Origin of the sequence: Kribbella sp. NBC_00359 (genome assembly GCF_036097425.1) — a bacterium.
In the GTDB taxonomy this organism is placed as follows: Bacteria; Actinomycetota; Actinomycetes; order Propionibacteriales; family Kribbellaceae; genus Kribbella.
Window position 1 is genome coordinate 4,214,228 of the sequence record NZ_CP107975.1, and the last position, 25,746, is coordinate 4,239,973.

24 protein-coding genes and 3 tRNA genes are annotated in these 25,746 nt (G+C 67.9%); 14 read left to right on the forward strand and 13 right to left on the reverse strand.

Annotation, left to right across the window (positions count from 1 at the left end):
• The first annotated feature begins 163 nt into the window (after window positions 1–163).
• The 7 genes from OG876_RS20650 (at window position 164) to OG876_RS20680 (ending at window position 6,292) form a co-directional block, all read left to right on the forward strand.
• Entirely contained in the window at window positions 164–1,333 is a 1,170-nt protein-coding gene (locus OG876_RS20650) for a sensor histidine kinase (RefSeq protein WP_328526527.1), read from the forward strand.
• On the forward strand, window positions 1,330–2,004 hold the full coding sequence (locus tag OG876_RS20655) for a response regulator transcription factor (protein WP_328526528.1): 675 nt from the start codon (window positions 1,330–1,332) through the stop codon (window positions 2,002–2,004). Before OG876_RS20650 ends, OG876_RS20655 begins: the two co-directional genes overlap by 4 nt.
• A gap of 100 nt (window positions 2,005–2,104) precedes the next feature.
• On the forward strand, window positions 2,105–3,001 hold the full coding sequence (locus OG876_RS20660) for an ABC transporter ATP-binding protein (RefSeq protein WP_328526529.1): 897 nt from the start codon (window positions 2,105–2,107) through the stop codon (window positions 2,999–3,001).
• Complete coding sequence (locus tag OG876_RS20665; protein WP_328526530.1) at window positions 2,998–3,795, forward strand: ABC transporter permease; 798 nt, start codon at window positions 2,998–3,000, stop codon at window positions 3,793–3,795. The genes OG876_RS20660 and OG876_RS20665 overlap by 4 nt, the downstream gene beginning before the upstream one ends.
• A 205-nt stretch (window positions 3,796–4,000) precedes the next feature.
• Window positions 4,001–4,762, forward strand: a complete 762-nt coding sequence (locus OG876_RS20670) for an alpha/beta fold hydrolase (RefSeq protein WP_328526531.1) — start codon at window positions 4,001–4,003, stop codon at window positions 4,760–4,762.
• 91 nt (window positions 4,763–4,853) lie between these two features.
• Complete coding sequence (locus OG876_RS20675; RefSeq protein WP_328526532.1) at window positions 4,854–5,270, forward strand: nuclear transport factor 2 family protein; 417 nt, start codon at window positions 4,854–4,856, stop codon at window positions 5,268–5,270.
• 362 nt (window positions 5,271–5,632) lie between these two features.
• Entirely contained in the window at window positions 5,633–6,292 is a 660-nt protein-coding gene (locus tag OG876_RS20680) for a GAP family protein (RefSeq protein ID WP_328526533.1), read from the forward strand.
• A gap of 145 nt (window positions 6,293–6,437) precedes the next feature.
• Here OG876_RS20680 and OG876_RS20685 read toward each other — a convergent pair whose 3' ends face one another.
• Entirely contained in the window at window positions 6,438–6,887 is a 450-nt protein-coding gene (locus OG876_RS20685; RefSeq protein WP_328526534.1) for an alpha/beta hydrolase, read from the reverse strand.
• A 619-nt stretch (window positions 6,888–7,506) separates the two neighbouring features.
• Here OG876_RS20685 and ppgK point away from each other — a divergent pair.
• On the forward strand, window positions 7,507–8,259 hold the full coding sequence (gene ppgK / locus OG876_RS20690) for a polyphosphate--glucose phosphotransferase (RefSeq protein WP_328526535.1): 753 nt from the start codon (window positions 7,507–7,509) through the stop codon (window positions 8,257–8,259).
• Between the two features lie 53 nt (window positions 8,260–8,312).
• On the forward strand, window positions 8,313–9,068 hold the full coding sequence (locus OG876_RS20695) for a DinB family protein (RefSeq protein WP_328526536.1): 756 nt from the start codon (window positions 8,313–8,315) through the stop codon (window positions 9,066–9,068).
• Window positions 9,069–9,548: 480 nt separating this feature from the next.
• Here the strand turns inward: OG876_RS20695 and OG876_RS20700 are convergent, their stop codons facing one another.
• From OG876_RS20700 to selD, 5 genes are all read right to left on the reverse strand, one after another.
• Window positions 9,549–11,267 carry a hypothetical protein gene (locus OG876_RS20700; RefSeq protein ID WP_328526537.1) on the reverse strand — a complete coding sequence of 573 codons (1,719 nt, stop codon included), beginning with the start codon at window positions 11,265–11,267 and terminating at the stop codon, window positions 9,549–9,551.
• An 811-nt stretch (window positions 11,268–12,078) separates the two neighbouring features.
• The gene (locus OG876_RS20705; protein WP_328526538.1) at window positions 12,079–13,245 is read right to left on the reverse strand and encodes a hypothetical protein; all 1,167 of its coding nucleotides are present in this window, start codon (window positions 13,243–13,245) and stop codon (window positions 12,079–12,081) included.
• A 342-nt stretch (window positions 13,246–13,587) separates the two neighbouring features.
• A complete protein-coding gene (locus tag OG876_RS20710) occupies window positions 13,588–13,917 on the reverse strand; it encodes a hypothetical protein (RefSeq protein ID WP_328526539.1) in 330 nt (109 codons plus the stop codon).
• Between the two features lie 114 nt (window positions 13,918–14,031).
• Window positions 14,032–14,463: a hypothetical protein gene (locus tag OG876_RS20715; RefSeq protein WP_328526540.1), complete on the reverse strand. Its 432-nt coding sequence runs from the start codon at window positions 14,461–14,463 to the stop codon at window positions 14,032–14,034.
• Window positions 14,464–14,568: 105 nt separating this feature from the next.
• Window positions 14,569–15,570: a selenide, water dikinase SelD gene (gene selD, locus OG876_RS20720; RefSeq protein WP_328526541.1), complete on the reverse strand. Its 1,002-nt coding sequence runs from the start codon at window positions 15,568–15,570 to the stop codon at window positions 14,569–14,571.
• 130 nt (window positions 15,571–15,700) lie between these two features.
• Between selD and OG876_RS20725 the strand changes: the two genes are divergently transcribed.
• From OG876_RS20725 to OG876_RS20740, 4 genes are all read left to right on the forward strand, one after another.
• Window positions 15,701–15,797, forward strand: a tRNA-Sec gene (locus tag OG876_RS20725).
• A 49-nt stretch (window positions 15,798–15,846) separates the two neighbouring features.
• Window positions 15,847–17,145, forward strand: a complete 1,299-nt coding sequence (selA, locus tag OG876_RS20730; RefSeq protein ID WP_328526542.1) for an L-seryl-tRNA(Sec) selenium transferase — start codon at window positions 15,847–15,849, stop codon at window positions 17,143–17,145.
• Between the two features lies 1 nt (window position 17,146).
• Window positions 17,147–18,913, forward strand: coding sequence for a selenocysteine-specific translation elongation factor (selB, locus tag OG876_RS20735; RefSeq protein WP_328526543.1), 1,767 nt, complete (start codon window positions 17,147–17,149; stop codon window positions 18,911–18,913).
• Window positions 18,914–19,099: 186 nt separating this feature from the next.
• The gene (locus OG876_RS20740; protein WP_328526544.1) at window positions 19,100–19,561 is read left to right on the forward strand and encodes a rhodanese-like domain-containing protein; all 462 of its coding nucleotides are present in this window, start codon (window positions 19,100–19,102) and stop codon (window positions 19,559–19,561) included.
• 135 nt (window positions 19,562–19,696) lie between these two features.
• Here the strand turns inward: OG876_RS20740 and OG876_RS20745 are convergent.
• Window positions 19,697–19,760 (reverse strand) — tRNA-Arg (locus OG876_RS20745).
• A gap of 250 nt (window positions 19,761–20,010) precedes the next feature.
• On the opposite strand from OG876_RS20745, the gene OG876_RS20750 reads away from it, so the two are divergent.
• The gene (locus OG876_RS20750; RefSeq protein ID WP_328526545.1) at window positions 20,011–20,601 is read left to right on the forward strand and encodes a DinB family protein; all 591 of its coding nucleotides are present in this window, start codon (window positions 20,011–20,013) and stop codon (window positions 20,599–20,601) included.
• Between the two features lie 342 nt (window positions 20,602–20,943).
• Here OG876_RS20750 and OG876_RS20755 read toward each other — a convergent pair.
• The 6 genes from OG876_RS20755 to OG876_RS20780 all read right to left on the reverse strand — a co-directional run bounded on the left by OG876_RS20755 (window position 20,944) and on the right by OG876_RS20780 (window position 25,678).
• Window positions 20,944–21,016: transfer RNA gene (locus OG876_RS20755), tRNA-Arg, on the reverse strand.
• 33 nt (window positions 21,017–21,049) lie between these two features.
• A complete protein-coding gene (locus tag OG876_RS20760) occupies window positions 21,050–22,372 on the reverse strand; it encodes a hypothetical protein (RefSeq protein ID WP_328526546.1) in 1,323 nt (440 codons plus the stop codon).
• A 93-nt stretch (window positions 22,373–22,465) separates the two neighbouring features.
• Complete coding sequence (locus OG876_RS20765; protein WP_328526547.1) at window positions 22,466–23,071, reverse strand: hypothetical protein; 606 nt, start codon at window positions 23,069–23,071, stop codon at window positions 22,466–22,468.
• Window positions 23,068–23,562, reverse strand: a complete 495-nt coding sequence (locus tag OG876_RS20770) for a SigE family RNA polymerase sigma factor (protein ID WP_328526548.1) — start codon at window positions 23,560–23,562, stop codon at window positions 23,068–23,070. The genes OG876_RS20765 and OG876_RS20770 overlap by 4 nt, the downstream gene beginning before the upstream one ends.
• A gap of 105 nt (window positions 23,563–23,667) precedes the next feature.
• Window positions 23,668–24,966: an alpha/beta hydrolase gene (locus OG876_RS20775; RefSeq protein ID WP_328526549.1), complete on the reverse strand. Its 1,299-nt coding sequence runs from the start codon at window positions 24,964–24,966 to the stop codon at window positions 23,668–23,670.
• Window positions 24,967–25,021: 55 nt separating this feature from the next.
• A complete protein-coding gene (locus OG876_RS20780) occupies window positions 25,022–25,678 on the reverse strand; it encodes a hypothetical protein (protein WP_328526550.1) in 657 nt (218 codons plus the stop codon).
• Between the last annotated feature and the right edge of the window lie 68 nt (window positions 25,679–25,746).

Here is a 25,746-nt window from a genome sequence, read left to right on the forward strand (position 1 = left end):
GGGCTGAGGCTCGTCCTCAGCAATCCTTGGTGTTCACGACGCTATGGGCGGGTCCCCCCGGAGCGCGTCGTCGGAAGGCCTTGTTCACGGGGGCACCAAGCGATGAGTGGCCGTGCGACCTTGGTAGGACGCGACGACGATCGTGGTGACGTACGTTGACGGGGTGAGCCGAGCGCGGCTGTTCTTCTCGAAGTACGGCCTCGACGTCCTGATTGTGATCGCGGCGGTCGAGAGTGCGATCAGTACGGCGCGGCGCGACGACCCGGGTCACCCGACCGGCCCCCTGCTCTTGTTCGAAGTGCTCGCGGTCAGCGCGATCGTTCTCACCCTGCTCGCGCGACGCCGCTTCCCCTTCGGCGCACCGGCGGTCACCTGGCTGTGGAGTGCGGCGCTCTCCTTCGTGGACGGCCTGCTCATCGTCGACAAGGCCGGGCTCTTCCTCGCCGGAATGGGTGCTGCCCTCCTGCTCGGCAACCTGCCGCGCGACAGGCAGGCAAGGCTCGGCCTGGCGATCGTGCTCGGCGGTGCGGCGATCGTCATCTACAACGATCCGAATCACGCGCGAGGCGACGTGATCTTCACGCCGGTGCTGTTCGCGATCGGCTGGCTCGTCGGCTACGCGCTCAGGGAGCGAACCGAGCAGACCAAGGCCGCCGAGGAGCGGGCGAGCCGGGCCGAGAGAGAGCGGGAGGCGGCGGCTCGCGTCGCGGTGGCCGAGGAGCGCGGACGGATCGCGCGAGAGCTCCATGATGTCGTCGCGCACGCCGTCAGCGTGATGGTCCTGCAGGTGGGGGCCGTGCGCCACCGGATGCCCGAGACCGACACGGAGGACCGCGAGACCCTCACGAACGTCGAGCAAGCCGGACGCACGGCACTCGCGGAGATGCGCCGTCTGCTCAACGCCATGCGACATGACGACGACGAACTCGAGCTCCTACCGCATCCGGGACTCGGCAACCTCGACGCACTCGTGGACGACGTACGAGCCGCGGGGCTGCCCGTACGGCTCGAGATCAGCGGTGAGCCGGTCGCGCTGCCGCCAGGCCTCGACCTCTCCGCCTACCGGATCTTGCAGGAGGGGCTCACCAATGCTCTGAAGCACGCTCGTGCGAGCCAGGCAGAGGTCGAGGTGCAGTACACCGCCACAGAGCTTCGACTCGAAGTCCGTGACGACGGTCCCGGCGGTCCTTCCACCGACGCCGGTGTCGGCCACGGACTGGTTGGCATCCGCGAGCGCGTCAGGATCTTCGGCGGGGGCATGAGCGCGGGCACATCCCGGACCGGCGGCTTCGTACTTCGCGCGCAGCTCCCGCTGGATCACGGTGCCCGATGACCATCCGTGTCCTCGTGGTGGACGACCAATCGATGGTGCGGGCAGGGTTCCGGCTGCTGCTCGCCGACGAACCCGACCTGGAGGTCGTGGCGGAGGCGAGCAACGGCCTCGAGGCGGTCGCCCAGGCGGCCCGCTTCCACCCGACCGTCATCTTGATGGACATCCGCATGCCGGAGCTCGACGGGCTCGAGGCGACCCGACGGATCCTCGCCGCCGATGCGTCCGCGCGGATCCTGATCCTCACCACGTTCGATCTCGACGACTACGTGTACCAAGCACTGCGAGCCGGCGCGAGCGGGTTCGTCCTCAAGGACGACCCTCCCGAGCAGCTGATCGCCGCTGTGCGAACCGTCGCCGCCGGAGATGCTCTCCTTTCGCCCGCCATCACCAAACGGGTGATCCAGCACTTCACCCGACTCCAACGACAGGCTCCGCCGAAGGCCGTGGACACCTTGACCACCCGGGAGACAGAGGTGTTCCGCCTGATCACGCGCGGTCTGTCCAACGCCGAGATCGGGCACGAGCTGTTCATCAGCGACACGACGGTCAAGACACACGTCACCCGCCTGCTGCAAAAGCTCGCGCTGCGCGACCGTGCACAGGCGATCGTCCTCGCCTACCAGACAGGCCTGTTCGACGCGTCCGAGACCCGGCCCGACGACTCTCGCTGAGGGTCCTACCTGAGTAGGACCCACAACTCGTCGGCTGGTCGGACTGAAGCGCGACCTCGTGACGACGCGCTGACGCCGCCGCGTTCCTAGCGTTTGAGACATGATCACCATCGACTCTCTGTCCAAGAAGTACGGCGCCAGCACCGTCGTGGACGACATCAGTTTCGTTGCGCCAGCAGGCCGGGTGACCGGCTTCCTGGGTCCGAACGGGGCCGGCAAGTCCACCTCGATGCGCATGATGGTCGGCCTCACCGCACCCACTGCGGGGAGTGCCACCATCTCCGGTCGAAGGTTCGCGGACCTTCCCAACCCAGGGCGAGAGGTCGGCGTCATGCTTGACGCTTCGGCCCAGCATGCCGGCCGTACCGGCCGCGAGATCCTCACCATCGCCCAGCGGACGATGGGGCTACCCGGCCATCGGGTCGCGGAGATGCTCGAGCTGGTCAGCCTCACCGAAACCGAGGCGAACCGCCGGGTGCGCAACTACTCGCTGGGGATGCGCCAGCGGCTCGGCCTCGCCACCGCCCTGATCGGCGCCCCCGCGGTGCTGATCCTGGACGAGCCGGCCAACGGACTCGACCCGGCCGGCATCCGCTGGATGCGGGACCTGCTGCGCGACTACGCGGACCAGGGCGGAACCGTCCTGCTGTCCTCGCACCTGCTGCGCGAGATCGAGGTCGTCGCCGATGACATCGTGATGATCGGCAAGGGCAGGATCGTCTGCCAGGGCTCGAAGACGCAGCTCCTGCAGTCTGCGGGCACGGTCGTCCGCGCAGTGGACCTGTACGCGCTCAAGCGGGCGCTCGACACGTCCGGTCTTCACACCACTGTCTCGGATGACGGGGCTCTGCGCACCGACGCGGACCCGGCACGGGTCGGACGAGTGGCGCACGAGGCAGACGTGGCTCTGATCGAGCTGCGCACCGCCGACGGCGGACTGGAGGAGATGTTCCTCCAGCTCACCGCCGACACCCAACGAGAAAGGAAAGCCGCATGACCGCCATCGCCATCGACGCCGTCGACGAGCAGCGCGCCGACGTACTCCCGGTGCCCCTCTCGCGCGTCGTCCAGGTCGAGCTGCGCAAGATGTTCGACACCCGTTCCGGCTTCTGGCTGATGGCGAGCATCGTCATCACCGCCCTGCTGACCACCATCGGGACGATCGCGTTCGCCCCCGACGCGGACCTCACCTACTACACCTTCGCCAAGGCGATCGGATTCCCGATGACGGTCGTACTGCCGATCATCGCGATCTTGTCGATCACCGGCGAATGGAGCCAACGCACCGGCCTGACGACGTTCACGCTGGTCCCGCACCGAAACCGCGTGATCGCGGCCAAGGTAATCTCCTCGGTCGCCGTGGCCATCGCCTCGATGCTGTTCGCGTTCGTGATCGGAGCCATCGGCAACGTGGTGGGAACCGCGATCGCCGGGACGGACATGGTGTGGGACGTGTCGCTCGCCGAGGGCCTGAACATCGTGCTGGGCAGCCTCCTCTGTCTGCTGACCGGCACCATGCTGGGCATGCTGATCCGCAGCTCGGCGGCGGCCCTGGTGACGTACTTCGTCTACTCGCTGCTGCTGCCCACCGTCGCCGGCATCCTCGCCACCAGCCAAGACTGGTTCCGGCACCTGCAGCCATGGGTCGACCTCAACTACGCCCAGGCCGCCCTCTTCCAAGGCACCCTCACCGCCGAGCAGTGGGCCAACGTCGCGGTCACAACCTCGACCTGGCTCCTCCTACCCGCCCTCCTCGGCCTCCACCTGGTCACAAAGTCCGAAGTCAAGTAGACGCCCTGGCGACGTCACCGCCCCAGAGGCCCTGTTACTCAACCGAGCAACAGGGCCTCCGCCTCGCCGGCCGTGCAATCATCCGCCTCGGATGATGGCTGCTCTCCCTCGTCCGTCCGACACTTGCCGGACACCGGTCGAAGGAGTGAGCCGGGTGCTCTCTGATAGGTGCACAGACGGCGGGTGGACCGCCGGGTACATCAGGGTGCGGGGTCGACTGGTCTACTATCGCCGCAGTCTCGGCGATACACCTGACGTCCCCATCGTTCATGTGCACGGCTTCGGCATCTCCGGCAGCTACCTGATGCCGACCGCCCGGCTACTGGCCGGGCGTCGAGTGAATGTGGTGCCCGACCTGCCGGGATACGGTCGCAGCGAACGAGGCGCGCACGTGCTCGGTATCCCCGAGCTCGCGGAGACGCTCCTCGCCGTCCTCGACGAGATGCACATCGACACCGCGGTTCTGCTGGGCAACTCGATGGGTTGTCCCATCGGCCTCGAGATCGCCCACGCCGCGCCCGAACGGGTGCACCGCCTGGTTCTCGTCTCTCCGGCCGGTGGAATCCAGAACCAGCCACTTCCGCGAGCGCTCGGCCAGCTCGGACTCGATGTGATCCGGGAGAGCCCGCGGATGGTGCCCGTCGCCTTGCCCGACTATGTGAAGTTCGGGCCTTTGAATGCTCTGCGGCTATTTCACGAACTCACCCGGTTCCCGTCCCTCGAGCGCCTGTTGCATGCGCCTGTTCCGTCGCTCGCTGTTCTGGGCGGCCGGGATCCGCTCATGCCGGGGCCGGATCGCGTGCGAGACGTCGGTGGGCGGGCGCATGTCAGCGTGGTGGTGATCGAGCGCGCAGCACACGCCATCAACTTCAGCCACCCACGCCAACTGGCGCAGGTGACCGACAACTGGCTCGCCGGCCGAGATCCCGCCACCGGCCCCGGCGTCCGCGCCCTCGACACTCACTAAGACGCCCCCCCGGCAGTGTTGTGGGTCCGGACATGGCGGTTCAGGTGCGCGGCCTTACGTCGACCGTGGTCGCGGACTAGGTTTCGTTGATATGACGACCATGCTCGAACGGCTCAAGGATGCGACGAACTCCCATGATGCCCGGGCAGTGGCGTCCCTGTTCGCCGAGGACTACCAGAGCGTCCAACCGCTTCACCCGAACCGTGAATTTGGTGGGCGTGCGCAGGTCCTGGAGAACTGGTCGTCGGTGTTCGAGGGTGTGCCGGACTTTGTCTCGGAGTTGATTGCCTCTTCGGTGGACGGAGAGACCGAGTGGGGCGAGTGGGACTGGCGCGGTCACCACACGGACGGCTCACTCTTCGCGATGCGCGGTGTCACGATCCTGATCGTGCGAGACGGCTCGGTCGCCGCGGCGCGCCTGTACATGGAGCCCGTCGAGGTAGGCGGCGGGGACATCGACGTCGCTGTCCAGGAACTGTACAAGCCCCCGCCCGCCCCGACCTCCTGATCCGCGCCCGACCTCCTTCGGTTGGTACGACGCCCTCAGCGTCACCACCCACCCCCGCATGACCGGCCCGATCGTGACCACCTTCTGGAGCCGTTGCGCCACCCGGCGACCGCCTGTTCGAGCCGCGGTCACGCCGTCTGGCCGGGTGCGTCGTACAGCCTGGATGACTTCACCGCGACGCCCGTGTCACCGACCCGCTGGGGTGATGACCGTCCCGTCATGTTCCGGCGAGACTCGAGCTACTGACTTCTTGCCGCGGCCTTCCGCTGAGGCATTGCGTGCTGGATGCGCGATACTTCCGGTGACGGGACGGCCGTATCCCAATCCGGAAGCCTCGTCGTGGGGTCGAGATCGGAGACGCGATGGGGCAGGCGCTGCTTCAGCTGCTACCGCTGGCCCTCGCGGCGGCGCTGAGCAGCGTCCCCATCTCCGCCACCATCTTCATCCTGCTGTCGGAGAGCCGCCGCCGTTCCGGACTGGCCTTCCTGGCCGGCACAGTGTTCGGCACGCTCGCCACCGTCGCGTTGGCGACTGTGGCCGGCCAGGCGCTTCCCGGACGACCGCGCGAACATGACGCCCTCGTCGCGAAGCTGGAGGTGGTGATCGGCAGTGCCCTCGTGCTGCTGGGCGTGGTGACTCTCGCGCGTCGGTCCCGCGCCGGGAGCGGACGTGGACCGGGCTGGCTGGACAGCATCGGTACGTTCGGCATCCTGCCCGTGTTCGGCATCGGCCTGGCGCTGAACCTGCGTCCGAAAGCGATCCTCCTGGCGGCGGCCGCAGGCCTGGCGATCGCCGGGGTGAACCTTGTGTTCCACGACGACCTCGGCCTGATGGTCTTCTACACCGTGCTCGCCACCTGCACCGTAGGCATTCCCATCGTCGCGACGATCCTGTTTCCGCGCCGGATGGAACCCCGCCTCCTCTCGGCAAAGGCGTGGATCGCCGCTCACTCCACCACGTTAGGCGCCACGATGATGATCCTGATCGGCGGCTTCATCATCGCCGTCGGGGTAAGCGGCTGAGTACGCCGCCTGGTCGGTCACACATCACCCCACCACCCCGTCGTACGGCCGCCACCGCGCCATGGCGACCCGGTACGACAAACCTGCCGTTCGCCAGCAGGCCAGCTTCCGCATCGTCGCGATCACGAGTGGCTCTGAGCCAGTTCTAGCGCTTGCAGTGTGGGGCAAGGTGGGACAGGACCCGTTTCCACATGGGCACGAGCAGTTCGTGTCCGCCTTGCGGATTCATCTCCAGTCTCGCGTCGGGAAGTCGCTTCTGCCACCAAACGCCATGACGAGAGCCGGTCAGCGGGTCTTTCGCGCCAAACAGCAGCAAGGTCTTGGCGGTGACGTCAGACAGCTCGAACCCGAGGGAGCCCTCGTCTTCGGGGATCGGGGTGGCGAGTAATACGACCCGATCCACCAGCTGCGAGTGACGGGCGGCGAAAGCCAACGCATCCAGGCCCGCGACGGACGAGCCCACCACCCCAACCGGCGCCGCACTGTTCAACTCGGCGTCCGTGCCGTCCTCGCCGAGGAGCGTGACACCACGAGCCCAGGTGAGCTGTGGGTCCGGATCCGTCCCCGAACCGAACAGCACCACCACCCGATCCACAGTGCCTTCCATCAGAAGTCGCATGGGCGCAGGCTAACGACAGGAGACGACCGGGCCGCCGGTGGACACTCGAATGTCTGAGAGTGCCGAGACAACCATGCCGCCACCGGCATGTCCTTCGGTACGCTCCGGGCTCCCCTGAGGCAGGTCTCGCACACGCCCGCAGTTGGAGCTGAAGGTGCGCTCGGCGGCCATACGCAGGGTGAGGTTGCGGACGCTTGCTGGCAGGTTTCACGTCAAGGACCGCGGCCGAGTCCAGGCCGACATCAGGAAGGCCTTCGACGCGGTCAACTGACTCGACTCGGCCGAGTGCGTCACTATCTCGGCGTTGGTCATGAGCGCCCGGCTCGACTGTCCCGCAAACGTTTACGGAACAGCCGGGCCGCAGTTGGCCGCAGACGGATGACCAGCGAATCGCTGCTTGTTGTACCAGAGCGCGGAGGCGCCGGACTAGAGTGATTCCGCCGGCATCGCTGACGGTGTCCGAGGCGCATGGCAGGCTGGCGAGCAGGTGTGGTCGATACGCGTCGGTGGCCAGCCGTGCCGATCTGCTCGACGCTGGCGAGGACGCTGACCCGGTGCGGCAACTGCGGGGGAGGGGAGAGATCAGGTGCCCAGGATGAGGACGTCGACCGCTTTCGGTGTCGACATCGGCGGCAGCGGGATCAAGGGTGCCGTTGTTGACCTGAAGACAGGCGCCCTGGCCGTGGAGCGGGTGAAGTACCTGACGCCCAATCCGTCCACCCCGGAGCCCGTTGCCGCGGTCGTGGCCCGGCTGGTCAAGGAGGCCGAGTGGACCGGTGAGCTGGGTGCGACGTTCCCGGCCGTGATCAAGAACGGGGTGGCCAGGACCGCCGCGAACGTCGACAAGAGCTGGATCGGGACCGATGTCGAGAAGATCTTCACCGACATCACCCATTGCGACGTGACCGTGCTCAACGATGCTGACGCGGCAGGCATCGCCGAGGCCCGGTTCGGCGCGGCCAAGGGCGTCGACGGCGTGGTCATCCTGCTCACCTTCGGCACCGGTATCGGCAGCGCGCTGCTGCTCGACGGCCAGCTCGTGCCCAACACCGAGCTCGGTCACCTCGAGCTGGACGGGTACGACGCGGAGAAGAAGGCCTCCTCGGCGGCGAAGGACAACGAGGGCCTGTCGTTCAAACAGTGGGCCAAGCGGGTGCAGCGATACCTTCGGCACGTGGAGAACCTGTTCACTCCCGACCTGTTCGTGGTCGGCGGCGGAGTCAGCAAGCACGCCGACAAGTGGGTGCCGCTGCTCGAGATCTCCACCCCGGTGAAACCGGCTCAGCTGCTCAACAACGCCGGCATCGTCGGCGCGGCGATGGCCGCACACGAGAAATTCACCGCGTAGGCCGAGCGTCGCCGGACGTGGCGCGGGCGCGATGAGTGCGGGAGACTTTCTCGATGGCTGCTGAGTATGCCCAAAGTGACCGGTTCCGTGGTGGCCGGATCCACCTGTGCGACCTTGTCGGTCTCGAGATCCGTGATTGCGTGGTCAGCGGTCTGAAGATCGTGGACTGTTATGGGAGCAACGTTTACCTCGGTGGCGATTTCGGGCGTGTCGTCGTCAACGACGTCGATGTGACCGGGTACGTCGAGGCCGAGCTCGACCGCCAGTCGCCTACACGGGTGCTGGCGCGTGATGCCGCGTCCCCTGACGACTACCGGGCTGCTTGGGATGCGATCGAGGCGCTGTGGGCGGCGACGCTCGACCGTGCCAGGCTGTTGCCCGAGGCAACGCTGCACGAGCAGGTCGACGGCGAGTGGTCGTTGGTCGAGACTCAACGGCACCTGCTGTTCGCCGGCGATGCCTGGCTCGGCAATGCGGTGCTCGAGGAGGAAGCGCCGTACCACCCGTTGGGCTTCCCGTACGGCGGGATGCCGCCCGATGAGTCGGCGAAGCTGGGGCTCACCCTCGACGCCACCCCGACGTTGGACGAGGTGCTCGTGCCGCGGCTGGCCCGGATGGCCACGATGCGGCGTGTCGTCGACGGGCTCACCGAGGCCGAGCTCGATCGGGTCTGCGGTCGCAAGCCGGCCGACCCGTATCCCGACCAGGACTACGTCGTACGCCGCTGCCTCAAGGTGGTGCTGAAGGAAGAGGCCGAGCATCACCGTTATGCGGTGCGCGACCTGGCCGTGCTCGAGGCCGGTGCCTGAACTGGCGCCTACCCGCCCGGAAATGACTTCCCGCCGCACCGCGTGCTGCTACCCCGGCTCATGAACTCCAGTCCCTGCCAGTTGCGGCCACCCGTCAGACCTCAACCCGCCGGCTCGGCGTCGAATCTTGCTGGGCCCTCCAGCGCGCCCTGACCCGTGTTGGCAGGTCCAGCCGCCTCAGCCGGCCTGGTCCCGTTCGCGGTGCGAAATGGTGTCAACCCATGCGGGGCATGTGGCCGTGGTGCGAACACGGTGAGGGCAAAGTTGCTGGTGGAGACTATGTGGGCGTTGTCGTTCCTCCTCGTGATGAGAAGGTCGTCGGATTGATTCCGGCAGGCGGCTGCACCCAAACCCGCAGGTCAGAGGCTTTGAGGCTGGCTCTCGTCGTACGTCGGGGCGTTCGTGGTTTCCCGCCTCCATCGCCTTCGGTTCAGCCGGGCCGCGCCACGCTTGGACTCGGCGTCGGTATGCCAACGCCTGTCAGCGCTTTGACCTCGAGTTGAACAGTGGGCGGCCGCGTACGAACGAGGTAACGTCTGGCGCCGTCTGAGGTAGCGGTTTCTGTAGCCACTCCGCGAGATTCGTTGATGTCCAGGTCAGGCTGTCGTGCGGTCTGCCCGAGGCCTGTGCGCGCAGGGACTGACGCTCACGAAGCTGCTGGCGTGCGATCATCAGGAGGAGCAGCGCTCCAACCGCATGCGGCGTAAGCTCGCTCGCAGAGCGGAGCCATGCGATGAAGGCTTTGGCGTTCCGAGCGGATTGCGTCGCCTCGCGCATATTGATGATCATCGCCCGGTCGCCGATCTCCCATGCGCCCTCGACCGGATCGATCGCGGAGCGAGTCGGCTCAAACTTGTCGGCTGACTGTGGGAGTAGTGCGGTCGCGACCAGGATGTGAGTGCCGAGTTCCTGATCGGTGTCAATTTCGATGACGCCCAGCGCACCGAGTTGCGACTCGTAGCCTGAAAGATCGAGGCCGAGTTCTTCACGTGCTTCCCTGGCGATCGCGGTCAATACATCCGGAAATCCATGGGCGTCGACGTCGGCGTGTACGCCTTCTCGACTAGCCAGTTCACAGTTACCGCTGACCGTGCCGGCGTAACCGCCGGCGTGGACGACGTAGTCTGAACGGCGCACCAATAGGACGTTCTCGTCAGCGTCCATCGCGAGCAGGTTCAGTGAGAGTAGTCGGGAAAGCTTGGGAGTCGGACTCTTCGCGGCGGCCTCCGGGAACTGAGTCGCGCGGAACGCAAAGTAAGAGGTTTCGCTGAGGCACAGATGGAGCTTCTGACGACCGGTCACCCCATCGATTTCGAGTCGGAATCCGTCGCCGTGCCAGCGAGTCAGGACACCATCGAATGTGAGTGGGTCGCGGGCCGCTTCGCCGATGGGGTCCGTGACCCAGGCAAGTTGGCGAGGCAGACCATCGTTGCCTTCGGCGACGGGCCGACCCGCAACTGTGACTCGGTACGGCTGGAACGATGCGCCGACCAAGGGAAAAGTGATGGAAGACCTGGCGCTGTCCATCTGGGGCCAGGTGACCAGCCGGACGCTGCGCTTCACGGAGCCACCCGGTCCCTGCAGTGTTGGCGGCAGAGGCACGGTGAAGCCTCGGAGACCGGACGGGTCACGGGTCGGCGGGATGGGACGAAACGACGCCCAGCGCCGCAGCTGGCTTGCAGTCTCGCGAGCGCAAGCGTATTCCTCGGCGACCAACGGTCCGGCCGTGGATCGCAACAGCCAGCGGCGGCGAACGGCGACTGCGTACCGGTCGTAGGCCGTCGCGAGACGCACCAGACGTCGCTCATAATCGATGTCGTCGGCGAAGACAGTGAACGTGATCGGGACAGGTACTGGCGATTGCTCCGGCGTAGCGTTTTCGACTGCGCGAGCGCCGCCCCTGGGGGTGGCAGATACCAGCGCCGACAGCCAGGCGATCTCTTCTTGGACCACGGGATGTCCTCGAGTTACGCGGCGGTCTACGAGCGCCCGCGTGAGAAGCCCGAAGCGCCAGCGGTTCACTTTCCATCCGGCGTGGCGCAGCGCTCGAAGCAGATAGCGGCGGCGGCGGGCGAACAGGGCTCGAGCCTGGTACCTAGACGAGCTCGCCAGAGCGCCTATCGCAAGAGCCAGGACGGCTACGCTTGCGCCGACAATGTTCGACCACCCGACGGCATCGTTGAAACTGATGGCGATCACCTCGTTGAGCGTTGTTTCTCAGGTCCAACGACATAGCCGCCGTGGCACCCCATCGGTCGCAGGCTACGCGGTCGCCGACGCCAGTGACGCGCAGGTCAGCGAGGCGGCCCGTGGCTCGGCCGCATCCGAGTCCCGAACGACCGCGCCGCCTGGCTCGACCAGAACGACATCCGCCAATCGAGCCACAGAAACGGCGATGGCGCCGAGCACGTCGACAGGTCGCTCTAAATGTCCGAGCAGCTGCGCGAACCCGTGATCACCCTGGCTGGCGGGCTTGGACCGCCAAGCGTTCTACGTCTCGGACTGGGACGACCGGCGGCTTGCCGCGAAGCGCATGGGCCGGACCGCTGATGAACTGGCGGCTGAGCACTCGCGAACCGCCCCGAAACGCTGGGCGGCCTGCGCTGGGTCTGGCTGGGCGGCGAGGACTGGCCCAAAGAAGCCACTGGCCGGCCACGCGGCCTGACGTGGATCCGACCCGGCCCGACTGTCGACATGTCCGCGCATCCTCCGGGTGGCCTTCCGGCGTTCTCACCCCGAACCCAGTGGCGACGGTGACGTGACGGGTGCTGCGACGGTGGCCGCGCCCCGGAGGTCTCATGCCAGGCTGCACTGACGGACGTTCTCCCCTGCGGTTTTGCACGGGGCCGGATGCGCGCAACCCTTCGAGAAACGGTCATTAATGAACGCCGGATGCGCGACGGGAAGATCTCGGCTCGCGTGGATCTCATCGCGCAGGATGCCGTCCCGCCCGCAACACCCGGCGGCTAGGTCGACGTCCCTTGGACCAGCGGCTCCAAGTTTGGTCGCATCACGAGGAGCGTTGGCCGCGACGCCGCAGTGTCTTCAGCAAGCCACTGATGAGGAGAGCTCCACCGAGGCCGAGTAGAGCGACGCCCCACACGCTTTGCCGCTGGATGACCGCGGCGGCTGTCGTCGTGTGGGCTGACGACGCCCTCGTCCCACCTGATCCGCCGGCGTCGACCTCGGTCGGAACATCCCAAGGACTGCTGGGAGTCGCGGACGACGGCTGACCAGGGGTATCGGACGGAGTGCCGCTAGGCGCTCCCGTCGGCGCGCCGCTCGGTGTGGTTCCGGGTGTCTGGCTCGGCTCGGTCGACGGCGTGCCCGATGGCGTGTCGCTCGGAGTCGGGGTGGGCGTGGCGGTAGGCGTGAGGGTCGGTGTCGGAGTGGGCGTGGAGCTCGGGGTGGGCGTGGGCGTCGGGGTGGGGGACGGGACGTCGGCGATGACGCAGACCGATACTTGGCTGATGGCGTAGAAGTGGCCACTGCCGTCGTCGACCGGGGGGTGCAGGTCGAGCCGGCCGTGCGTACCGTCCGGCCGGTAGTCGTAGAAGTTGGCGTCCGGTCCGCCGATGACGATGACGCCCAGGGCCGGTCCACCGCCGGTCGTGAAGTACACGACGAAGTCACCGGTCTGGTCTCCTGGATGGAAGGGGTCGTCGGCGAGCAGTCGCTTGCCGGTCAGCACCACGTTCGACACCCCGGGCGCCGACCTTGTCTGCGCACCGAGCTGCGGATTCTCGAACATGACCTCGGTCGAGCCGGGAATCAGCTCCGCACAACTCGGATGACCGGTCTGGACGATGCCGTCGGCAGTGGCCGATGGCGCGACGGCCAGCGTGACCCCGCCGACCAGCAGCGCCAGCGCCCCGGCTCCACCGAGTAACTTCACCGCGCGCGAGTTCTTGCTGCGGGCACGCGCGTCGATCGGTGCGATATCCACGATCTCCCCAGGGCTGTGGCCGGTCCCAGGACCGGCGAGTGGGCGGATGCCGACCGACCCGGCCACACCGGCCCCCGCAGGATCGTCGACCCCCGGCATTCTGGTCTGGCGGGTCGGCCGGTGCAAGTCGAGGCGAGCTTTGGACGACCGACGCAGTACCCACCCCTTGGGAACGGCGATGACGACAGCGTTGCTGAGGTACGCCGTGCCATCCCGGTCGTCGCACGTCACGAGGACCAGCGACCGGGGACGGTCAGGCGGGAGGTGAGCTGCGGCGGCTGGCCACTCGATTACACCGAGGGAGAGGGACGGCGCTGCTTCGTTGTACCGGAGCAAGTATCTAGGTTGATCCGCATGTTCGGGCGGATCATCGGGGACCCCAGTCCGTGGGAGTGGCTGCCGGTGCAGTGATCGTGTGTCTCGGCCGAGTGACTTCTACCGACTTGAGTTGACGTTACGTGCGTCGAGTTCGCACCACGAGTAGCCCCACGCGGGAGCGCGCAATCGGGCTTGGTTGGAGGCGATCGGCCTCTGACCTGCGGGCGTTGGGTAGCACAGTCGGTGTCGACGGCATCAACGGTGGAAGACACCGTTGCGTTCGCTCCAGACCTCGGCGACGACGGTTTTCTGTCCGTGCCGGTCCGATGTGTAGCTGAATCCGTCGTCACTTTCAACGTGGAACCAGACCGAGGCTGGACCCCGCACAAAGGTCCCGCCGACATCCTTCTCGTCGTCGTCGACCCGAACGCGTTCGCCGCCGCCCTTCCAGTTCACCTTCAACGCCAAGGTACCGATCGCGATCGGAGGCTTGTGCTGCAGTGCGGCGATGGTGTCGTGGAAGTCGGGCAGAATCACGTCCTGGACCACGAACGTCGCGCGGCCGCGCGCGGTGTCGGCCGACACATTGTCAGGGTGCGCTCGCGTGGTCCAGAACAACCCGGCGGCGGAGATCCCGGGGTTGAAGTCGTGCGTCTGTGTTGCGAAGGTGGGATCGACCGACCCCTCGAAGACGTCGACTCAATAGAACGCGAACGTGCCGACGCTCTGCCGGCCGTCGAGGCCGATGAACGTGCCGTCCATGAACCGGACATCGACCTCGAAGGCGTGAGCCGCGTTGGCGCCGGTTCCCCGACCGTCGATGATCGCTGCCGCGACGTTGCCCTTGAAATTCGTGATCGTGCTGGGCTCACCGGTCCCGGGGAGGAACACGTGGAAGACCTCGCCTCCCGGGGTGAGCTGGAAGCCTCCCGGGATGGGTCGCGCCGCGGCGGTCGAGAGATGACGATTGTGCGCCGGTTGCGCTGATGCAGCAGGCGCGCCCGCCAGCCAGCCTCCGCCGACGGCGGTGCCGGTGAGTCCGGCGGCACCGGCAATGAGGTGACGTCTGGCCAGCCCCTGCCGCTGCGTCCGGTCCGTCTTCGTCGTTTCACCCGCAATTCTGGGCAACATCCCGGCCACCCCCTCCGGTCGCTCCTTTTTGACCATACGCCCGCCTCCGGACCCGCGCCAGCGTCGATGTCGTCGCCATTTCACGCGCCGGCGAGGGGTGGGTGCTCAGCCGCGCACCACGACGTCGTACGCCGTCCGCTCGACGAGTTCACCGATGATCGGGCAGCCCGGGAGCTCTGCGGCGACCAGCAGTCCGCCCGACGTCTGCGCGTCGGCGAGCAGTAGTTGCTCGACCTCGGGTAGAGATCCGAAGTCCGTGCCCGGTCCGACCCACGCGAGGTTGCGACGGGTGCCGCCGCTGATGTAGCCGGCGGCCGCCGACTTGCGCGCGCCGTCCAGGTACGGCATTGCGGCGGCATCGATGATCGCGGTCACCGCGCTGGCCCGGGCGAGCTTGACGAGATGGCCCAGCAGCCCGAAGCCGGTGATGTCGGTCGCGCAGCGAGCGCCCGCGGCCAAAGCCGCTTGCGAGGCGACCTGGTTGAGCGCGGCCATCGTCTCGACTGCCTCCAGGAACACCTCGCCGGTCTGCTTGTGCCGGTTGTTGAGCACGCCCAAACCGAGTGGCTTGCTCAACGACAGCGGGTCTCCCGCCACTCCCGCGTCGTTGCGCAGCAGTCGTGCGGGATCCACCACGCCGGTGACCGCCATCCCGTACTTCGGCTCCGGGTCGTCGATGCTGTGGCCACCGCCGACGTGGCAGCGGGCCTCGCGGGCGACGGCGAGCCCGCCGCGCAGAACCTCCTTGGCAAGCTCGAACGGCAGCACGTCCCGCGGCCACGCCAACAGATTCACGCCGACCAGCGGCCGCCCGCCCATGGCGTAAACGTCCGAGAGCGCGTTCGCGACTGCGATCCGCCCCCAGTCGTACGGATCGTCGACCACCGGAGTGAAGAAGTCTGCGGTGGCGACGACGGCCAGGTCGGCAGTGAGTCGTACGACGGCCGCGTCGTCGCCGCTCTCGAGGCCGACCAGCAGGTCGTCATCCACGGGGCCGCCGAGCAGGTCGGCAATGACCAGCTCCAGTTCGCCGGGAGGGATCTTGCAGGCGCAGCCGCCACCGTGAGCGTACTGAGTCAGCCGGTAGGTGCCCGCGCCGGTCGTCATGTCATACCCTCCCCGCTGGCGGAGCCAGTGCCCACAGGGTAAAGCTGTACCTCGCCAGGATGAACACGGAGACGCCGGCGGTTGCCGCAACCCATCGCCCCGCCGCTCGGGCAGTCCTATGCTGGCGAGCGGAGGCGTCAGGGTGTCTGGTGGCCCCCGCGGTCTTCAAAACCGTTCGGGACCGAGGATCTCGGTCCGGCGGGTTCGATTCCCGTCCGCCTCCGCCATCTGTCGTGAGTCGATGACGAGACGGGCGCGTCGCCGTACCGTCGAGGAGTGGTCGACGAACGACGCCGGATCCCGCGGGTCGATGGTCTGTTGGCGGACCCGCGGCTGGCCGACGCGCAGGACCGCCTGGGGCGGGCACTGGTCAAGCAGCTGGTCAACGAGGTCCAGGACCGGGCGCGCCGGGGTGAGATCACGCCTGAGCAGGTGGCGGATGTCGTCGTGGCGGAGCTACCACCGCGCGCGAGCGGGATGCGCCCGGTCGTGAACGCGACCGGGGTGCTGCTGCACACCAATCTCGGCCGGGCGCCGCTGTCCGCGGCCGCCGTCGACGCGGTGGTGGCGGCAGCGGGATGCGTCGACGTCGAGTTCGACGTGGACAGTGGTCGACGGGCTCGGCGCGGACGTCAGGTCCTGCAGGCTCTCACGACGGCTGTGCCGGCGGCAGAAGCTGTGCACGTGGTGAACAACAACGCGGCCGCCCTGGCGCTCGCGGCGACGGCTCTGGCAGCGGGCCGGGAAATCCTCCTGAGCCGGGGCGAGCTGGTGGAGATCGGCGATGGGTTCCGCATCCCCGATCTGCTGACGTCCACCGGTGCGCGCCTGCGGGAGGTAGGGACCACGAACCGTACGGCCCTCCGCGACTACGCCGAGGCCCTCGGACCGCAGACCGGTTTCGTGTTGAAGGTGCACCCGTCGAACTTCGTGGTGACAGGGTTCACCGCCGGTGTTTCGGTGCGAGAGCTCACTTCCTTGGACGTACCCCTCGTCGTCGACATCGGATCCGGCCTGCTCGCCCCGGACCCCTCGCTGCCGGACGAACCTGACGCCGCGACAACACTTGCCGATGGCGCCACCCTGGTCACCGCCAGCGGGGACAAGCTGCTCGGCGGACCGCAGTGCGGCTTCCTGCTCGGTGATCGCACCTTCGTGGAACGGCTGCGTCGCCATCCGCTCGCCCGAGCCATGCGTGTCGACAAGCTGACCCTCGCCGCGCTGGAAGCGACCCTGCGGGGACCGACCTCCCCGACCTCGCGCATGCTGCACGCGAGCGCCGACGAACTCGAGGCACGCGCCAGCTCTTTGCTGATCGGCCTCACCTCGCTAGACCTCGACGTACGAGCTGTTCCGAGCCAGGCCAGCACCGGAGGCGGTGGTGCGCCAGGACTGGTGCTGGCCAGTACGGCGTTGAGCGTGCCGGCTGAGTACGCGGAGGTACTCCGGACCCAGGACCCTGCCGTCGTCGGACGGATGCACGCTGGACGGCTCCTGCTCGACCTGCGAAGCGTCCCACCCGAGCTGGATCACGTGCTGCACGACGCGATCACCCGCGCCGCTCCACAGGCCTGATATGCACGTCATCGCGACCGCCGGCCATGTCGACCACGGCAAGTCCACCCTGGTCCGCACGCTGACCGGGATGGAGCCGGACCGCTGGGCCGAGGAGCACCGACGCGGCATGACCATCGACCTCGGTTTCGCCTGGACGACGCTGGAATCGGGGCATACGGTCGCGTTCGTCGACGTACCCGGCCATGAGCGGTTCATCGGCAACATGCTCGCCGGCATCGGACCCGCTCCGGCCGTCATGTTCGTCGTCGCCGCCGACGAGGGCTGGAAGCAACAAACCGCCGAGCACCTCGCCGCACTCGACGCTCTCGGCGTCCGGCACGGGGTCATGGTGATCAGCCGTTGCGACCTCGCCGCGCCTGCATCCGCGTTGGCCACCGCCCGGCACGAGCTCGCGACGACATCGCTGAACGGGATCGAGCAAGTCTGCGTGAGCGCAATGACCGGTGCCGGCATGGACGACCTCCGGGCCGCGCTGTCGCGGTTGGTCGCCGCCCTGCCGTCACCTGATCGGGAGCGTGCGGTGCGCCTCTGGGTGGACCGGGCGTTCACGATCCGCGGCGCCGGCACCGTGGTGACCGGCACACTGACCGCAGGAGCGATCTCCGCCGGCGACACCCTGACGATCACGCCCGGGGAGCACCGTGCGCGCGTCCGCGGCCTGGAGTCGCTGAAGGCCCACCTGTCCTCGGTGCAAGCCGTGGCCAGGGTTGCGGTCAACCTGCGGCATCTGCCTGTGAGCCAGATCCGGCGCGGCAGCGCGCTGCTCACACCCGAGGCCTGGGATACGACCAGTCTGGTCGATGTGCGGACCTCTGGTCAGCTGCCGCACCAGATACTCCTTCACATCGGATCGGCTGCCGTCGCGGCCCAGGTGCGGCCCTTCGGCGCGGACCTCGCCCGGCTGACTCTCGTATCGCCGCTGCCGCTGCAGATCGGGGACCGGCTGCTACTGCGCGACCCGGGCAGCAGGCGAATCGTCGGCGCCACCGTGCTCGACGTACGACCGCGAGAGCTGGCTCGCCGCGGCGACGGCGCTCTGCGACGTGCCGAGCTCGCCGCGATGACCGGACAACCGGACCCAGTGTCCGAGTTGCGCCGACGCCGGGTCGTCACCGTTGCCGACCTGCGCCGGATGGGCTGCCCGGCGCCTGCTGGCGTTGCCCCGGTCGCCGGCGATTGGCTAGTCGACCCGGAGTACCGCGACGAGCTGCAAGCACGGCTCACCGCCGAGGTGGACTCATACGCGGCCGGCCATCCGCTGGAACGGGGCCTGCCCGTCGAGGCCGCCCGCCAGCGGCTCGACCTGCCCGACCGCCGGCTCGTCGACGCGCTGGTGACGCCACCCCTGGCTGCCGTGGAGGGACGGGTGCTGCGGGCACCGAACCGCGACATTCTCCCGCCGGAGGTGGCGTCGGCGGTCGAGACGATCCGCGTCGACTTGTCGACGACCCCGTTCGCGGCACCCGACGCCGACCGGCTGGCGTCGCTGGGCCTGACACCGGCGAAGCTCGCCGCCGCGGTCCGCACCGGGGCGCTCCTGCAGGTTGGCGACGGCGTCTACCTCGCCCCCGAGGCCCCCGGCCTCGCCGTGCAGCGGCTCGCCGAGCTTCCGCAGCCGTTCACCGTCAGCGACGTACGGATGGCGCTCGGCACCAGCCGTCGCGTGGCCGTACCGCTACTCCAGCTGCTGGACCGCGCCAACCTGACCCGCCGCGTCGACGACGTCCACCGCCGAGTCGTAGACCAATCCCCTTCGGACACCTAGCCAGACGCCGCAAACGACGCCACCGCGGACGACCCGAGCCAGGCACCGCCTGGACGCCGCCAGGTGGAAGCGAGACATTGTATGACGGGGTGGCGTGGAAGGGGCGTCCGTAGGAGTGATCGTGGGCTGGAGGTCGACTACGGGGCGAACGCAGGCGAGAGTGACGGGTCGACTTGTGGGGGCGAGATGGGGATCGAGGAGACGCTGGCCCACGTCCGGGCCGAGCTCTGCAGGCTGGACCCGGCCGCAGCTGCGGCAGCAGCGCGTGAGCGGGCGACATACCTCGTCGACATCCGGCCGGAGTCTCTGCGGCGCCGCGGCGGCGAGGTGCCAGGCGCCATAGTCATCGAACGCAACCACCTGGAGTGGCGCCTGGATCCCGGCAGCGACGCCCGGATCCCCGAAGCGGTTGACTGGGACGTTCGGTGGATCATCGTGTGCCAGGGCGGCTTCTCGTCCAGCCTCGCGGCGCACTCACTTCGCCAGATCGGCCTTGTGCACACCGCCGACATGATCGGTGGGTTCGAAGCCTGGCTCGACGCCGGCCTGCCGGTTGACCACCCGACCGAGCCAGACCGGCCTCGTGGACCAGGTGAAGGCCCAGCAGCGCGATCCCCCCGCAAACAAGAGTCGCCTGGGGGTCCTTGATCAGCCGGGATCGCTGCGGTCGTGCGCACCACAGACCCGGTCGCGACTGCCGAGCCCGCAGCATCTAATGACAACAGCCGAACCCACCAATCTCTTGTTCGACTGTCGCCGATGTCTTGAGACATCACAAGGTGCCCCCGGCAGGATTCGAACCTGCGACGCACGGTTTAGGAAACCGACGCATCCACCGACTTGCGCCCCTCCAGGCGTAACCAGCCATCACTAGTTCGGATGTTCTCGACACTGGTTGCTGCCAGTTGACGCGTCTTTGTTCCCACGGCGTTCCCACGCTGAACCACCGAGATCGGATGAGAATCTGTGGTGCTGGTTTCTCATCCGAGTTGACGCGGATCATTGGATCGGGGTTCGCAGGGCGAGTCAGATTGCTCGTGGGTCTATCGCCCGGCGGTACGATCCGCCACCAGGACCACAGACCGGAGGACGAGGGCGTGACCGGACCGTTCACCCGCGCTGACCTCGACGAGGTCGCAGCACTGGTGGTCTCGTCCTGGCGCTTGGGTGTGGACCGCGACTGGACGGCGCCCGCGGGCACGCTGAGCTGGAGTTGTGCCAAGACCGCCGACCACACCGTCGACGCCGTATTCGCGGTTGCGATCTTCCTGGCCTCGCGCAAGCAGGACGGGTATCCGGACTGGGGCTGGGGCGAGTTCAGCATGGGCGCCGACCCGCGACCGGACGACCTCGTCGAGGCGCTAGCGACCGTGACCCGGATGCTGTCGGCGGTGATCGCCGCGGCCGAACCGGGTGCCCGCGCGGTGATCTGGCGGCGGCCCCGGGTCGTGGCGCGACCGGCCGAGGACTTCGCGGCCCGCGGCGCCCTCGAGCTGATTCTGCACGGTCACGACGTGTGCGCCGGTCTGGGCGTCGAGTTCGAACCGCCGGCGTCCCTGAGCCGGCGGCTCAGGGACCACACTCGAGACTGGCCGCACTGGACCACTCCCGGCTGGAGCGCCCCGCGGGCGACCGGCGATCCGTGGTCCGACCTCCTCATGGGCGCGGGCCGCCGCCGGATCGGCTGACCACCGGACCGTCGTGGGCGCTGTTCGTGGCGGCTGGCCTCGTTTGGCCGATGACGCAGCTACCGGCGACACCGTGGCTGCTGGTGCTGTTCGACTGGGGCGGGACCCTGACGCCCTCGCATGCCGTGAACCCGCTGGCTCGCGGTCGCGGAGCTGATCGATCCCGAGCGGACCGCTGAGCTCGCTTGGGCGCTGGAGGCGCCGAGCTGGCGGTGTGGGACCGGGCGCGGGACGACGTAGTGGCACATGAGAACAGAACCGCCCGGCCCCATCCCGAGAAGAAACAGGTGAACCCACTAATCGTGGGTTCACCTGTCCGGGATGTCTTGAGACATCACATCGTGCCCCCGGCAGGATTCGAACCTGCGACGCACGGTTTAGGAAACCGACGCTCTATCCCCTGAGCTACGGGGGCGCACGCGGGGACAGCTTAGCGGAGGGTGGGGTGTCAGCCGGTGAGGGCGTAGACGCCCAGGTGGCCGGCGATGGAGGCGTAGCGTTCGGCGTAGAGGGTGGTGCAGCGGGAGGAGGCGCAGCCGGCGCCGGCGAAGGTGATGCCGCGGATGGTGGCGGTGGAGGAGCCGGGGCGGGTGTAGACGGGGCCGCCGGAGTCGCCGCCGATGATCGCGATCTGGCCGCCGCGGGTGGCGCGGATGACGTACGTCGTGCAGCCCTCGGTGTCGCAGTACTTCGCCGACGTCGAACGGACCGTGATGCCGCACAGCGACGTACTGAAGCTGCCGGACTGGCAGACGACCGTGCCGACGCCGGGGTCGGCGCCGCCGGTGACGGTGCGGGTGTTGGGCGTGTCGCCGGGGCCGTCGGTCCAGATCTTCGGGCCGTAGCTGCTGCCGGTCACCAAGGACTGGTCGTAGTCGGGGTAGTTCGTCCGGATCGTGGTGGTGCCGTAGTAGTTGGTGCCGGACTTCCACACCGTCCCAGGGCCGCCGCAGTGGCCGGCGGTGACGGAGCCGCGCTGGCCGTTGGAACGCCGTACGACGGAGAAGCCGGCCGTGCAGTTCTTCAGGGCCGACGTGATCCGGGCGCCACCCCAGTGGCCGCCGTTCGGTGTGTCGCTCAGCCGGGACGTCCGTGCGAGTGAGCTCGCGACGAGTTGTACGCCGGACAGTCCGCGCAAGCCATCGAGTGACGCGGGGGAGGTGCTCGTCTGGTCGTACTCGACCACGATGTGTTCGCTGACCGGGTCCAGATCGGCGGCGAACGTCGTACGGGCGGCGTCGGCCGACCAGGAGCGGGCGCCGACCGAGTTCCAGGCGTCAGCGATCGACTGGGCCGAACGGCAGCTGTGCTCGATGCCGACCAGCTGCTTGCCGGCCGCGGGGACGTGGCGGGCCATCGCGGTCTGGTACTTCTTCGCGTCCAGCTTCGCGCCATCCACCACGACCTTGTAGCCGGTCGAAGCGGAGCCGACCACGCCGATGACACCCTGACTCAACCCGTAAGGCAGTCCGGACTTCGGCCGGCCGGTCGCGTCCAGGGGCTCGAGCGAGCGGACGGCGGCTGTGATCCCGTCGCCGAGCGTCTCGCCGAGCGGCCGCGGATCCTTTGCAGACGTGGGCTGCGTCAGCCGCTTGGACTCGACCGAGCTCGCACTCGGTTGGGCATGCGAGCACGCCGCCGCGCCAGCCGAAGAGCCACCCGCGTCAGTCGAAGAGCCAACCGCGCCAGCCGCACCGGCCGACGAGAGGCCGACTGCGAAGAGTGAGACTGAGCCGAGTGTGAGCAGCGGGACGGTGGCTGAGAGTCGCACGTAGCTCCCCAGATTCGGTGGACGGCCTCATACATCGTCCGGTCAGGGGCTCCGTTCAGTCAATAGCCGATCACCGTCCGCGAACAAATTCGACTACCCTGCGCGAGCGTATCTCGCAAGTTCACGCCCGTCGGCGCCGAAGAACTGGAGCGTGTCGGCATCGGCCGCGATCCGCTTGGCGTCGTGCAGTACGGCGGTGTGCGGCACGTTGTCGCAGCCGATCAGGCGTTGCGGGCCGACCGTCGCGGTGAACTCGCCACGCTGACCGATGGAGTACGTCCCCTGCAGCGCGTTGCAGCCGTCCGAGCCGCCCCACGTGCCGTCGGGGCGCAACACCAGCACCGGATCGTCCGGCCGGGTCGCCTTGAGCGACTTGAGCTCGGCCATCTGGACCGGCCGCCACGTTCCGGACACACTCTGCGCCGTGGGTGGCTCCGGCGCCGCCGTGGTGGCCGCCGGCGTCTGTCCACCCGCTACGGGCGGCTGGACGGGCTTGTTGTTCGAGCCGGCCAGGCCGAAGCTCACGACGGCAACGGCGGCGACCGCGACGGCAGCCGCTCCCGAGATGATCCAGGCACGGCGCTGGGCCCGCCGCGCGCCCGTGGTCGCCCGCTCGGTCAGGTCGGTGGCCGGCGGCACCGAGGCCGCGGCGCGGTCGAAGGTTCCCCGCAGGTCATCCTCGAGATCGGTGTTGCTCACGACAACCTCTCATCAATGCGCTGGGACTGCCTGGTCTTCCGCAGCGTCGCGAGTGCTCTGCTCGCGGTCGCACGGACGGAGGACGGTTTGATGCCGAGCACGTCGGCGATCGTGCGGTCGTCCAGGTCCTGGTAGTAGCGCAGGACCAGCACGACCCTCTCCCGGGCCGACAACGCCGCGAGCGCTCGCCAGAGGTCGTCGGAGTTCACGATGCCGGTGGCGTGGTCGGGCACTGTCCGTTGCGGATCGAGCTCGGCCGTCGGAGCCTCGCTGAACGAGCGTCGCCGCGTCATCGACAGGTAGGAGTTGATCAGGATCCGCCGGACGTAGTGGTGCGGATCGTCCGCCTTCCGCACCTTTCGCCAGGACCGGAACGCCTGCATCAACGCGATCTGGGCCAGGTCCTCCGCTCGCTGGTAGTCCCCGGAGACGGTGAAACCGAGCCGCACCAGTTCCTGTCCCCGGGCGGATACATACTCCTCGAACTCCACTCGCCACTCCCCGGCTGGGCGTACAACACCTCACATCTATTAGACGCATCGAGTCGCCCAGGGTGCTGCAACCGTTCACGCACAGTTGGATCTCACCCAGGCGGACTAGACCAGCAAGAACGCACGGACCGCCTGCTGGCCGCGCGAGTCCCGCTGCACACTGTGCCCGCTTCCCGGTACGACGACCAACTTGGCGGACCGTGCATGTGCCTGCTCCCACTGAGACCACTCGAGCGGACAGAACAGGTCGTTGCTCCCGTGCAGGATCAGTGTGCGCGGCAACAACTCCTGACTGGCCGGGTACGTCGACACTCGCGCAGCCGGCCACCGCAGACAGCCCTGGATCATCAGCTGATCGCGCGCGGTCCGCACGTCGTACGGATACAGCCGCTTCGGGTCCAGCCGTCGTACGGCGGCGTCCAGCGCGGCAGTGCGGTTGGCTGTGCCGGACCAAGGGAAGCGAAGGTCCGAGCAGAGCGTGGCCATGTGCAGTCCGGCCGACAGGGTGTCGTAACTGAGGCCCATGCTGGTTGTCTGCTGGAAGAGCTCCTTCAGACCGGTGTCATCGCCATTGCGAGCGGCATGGAGGATCGCCGGGATCCCTTTCAGTGATGGGTTGACCGAGTCGAGGCTGGCGACCGACAGGCTCTCCATCAGATCCGTGCCACTGACGCCGTGCTGCACCAACCACGCCAGGTCGGCGACGGGATCCGTCGTACACGCAGGGTCTTGGCGACACGCGGCCGTGAGCACTCCGCCGGTCGCGGCCATCAGGTCGACGCCCATCGGGTCGAAGCCCTTGTGAGGCACCACCGAGTCCAGCACCAGCGCCTTCACCCGATCCGGATACTTCAGCCCGTACTGCGCTGCCGTGAAGCTCCCGTACGACGTCCCGTCCACTGTCAGCCGATCGACCTTGAGGTCCTGACGCAGTTGCTCGATGTCCTCGACCGTGTCGGGCGTGCCGTAGTACCCGACCCCAGCGCCGATCCTTTGCGCACAGTCGTCCACGGCCTCGGCCGGTGGCGTTAGAAAGTCCGAACCACCCACAGTCTCTTGTAAAGAAGGGCAATTGATCCCCTTCGGCCCGGTGCCACGCTGATCGAACATCACCACTCTGTACTCGCGTAACACGTCCGGATGGAGGTTGTTGCGCAGCCGAGGCAGCAGCGAGACACCAGGTTGACCAGGGCCACCCGCGAGCAGCAACAGCACACCACGCGGTGCGTCCACGTTGTCGGTTGCGATCACCCCGAGGTCAAGCGACGGGCCGCTCGGCTGCTGACGGTCGAGCGGCACGCGCAACGTCGTACAGGTGAAGCCCTCGGTGCAAGCGTCATGATCGGGAGGAGAGCAAGCGGAGCAGATGAGGAGCAGCACGAACAGCAGTGGTACCCGCCGCATGCACCCTCCCGAAACGACTTGTGGTGTTCAGGGCAACAGCCGGCGTCGCCGAGTGTCAAGCGGTCGGCAGTCCTTTGGCGAACCCGCCACCGCGGTGGACGGATACCGCCAGCACGATGCTCCAAGCCGCGAACAGCCCCAGGCCGCAGGTCTTCACCACCGCGGGGGCTTCGTCCGGAATCGTCATGTCCAGCACGGAGGTGACCACCATCAGGATGGGAACGGCCCGCGTGATCGAGCGGGTCCGGAACTCGGCCCAGCTCAGGGCGATGGAGCCGACGAGTAGACCGCCCATGAACATCACCAGGAACACCGGACCTGGAGGGATCGACAGCAGGCCGTCCATCGCGTGGTCGAGGTCTGCCTGGCTGATGCCGTCGTTCGTCGCCGCGAGCTGGAATGCTTCGATCCCGTGCAGCGCGGCCAGACCGAACAATTGGACGGTGAGCGCAACGAACGCGATGCCGGCCATCCGGCGGGAGGACCGCCAGGACACCGCGGCGGCAATCGCGACGGTGGCGAACAGGAACGGCGTACTGACCAGGCCGACGAGGATGGACCACCCCCGGCCCGTGGCATCTGTCGACCCGTGCGGGATCCCTGCTTCGGCGACGGTGAGCAGAGGTCCAACGGGCAACAGGACCACAGCCCAGGTCCGAAGTCGGCGTGACGGCTGTACCGAACTGTCCGTAGTGGCGTCGATGATGGTCATGGCAGGGTCCTTTCGGGTTGGCGGAGCGTTGGTTTCCCTGACCGTGCGCGCACCGCTGTCCCGGACAC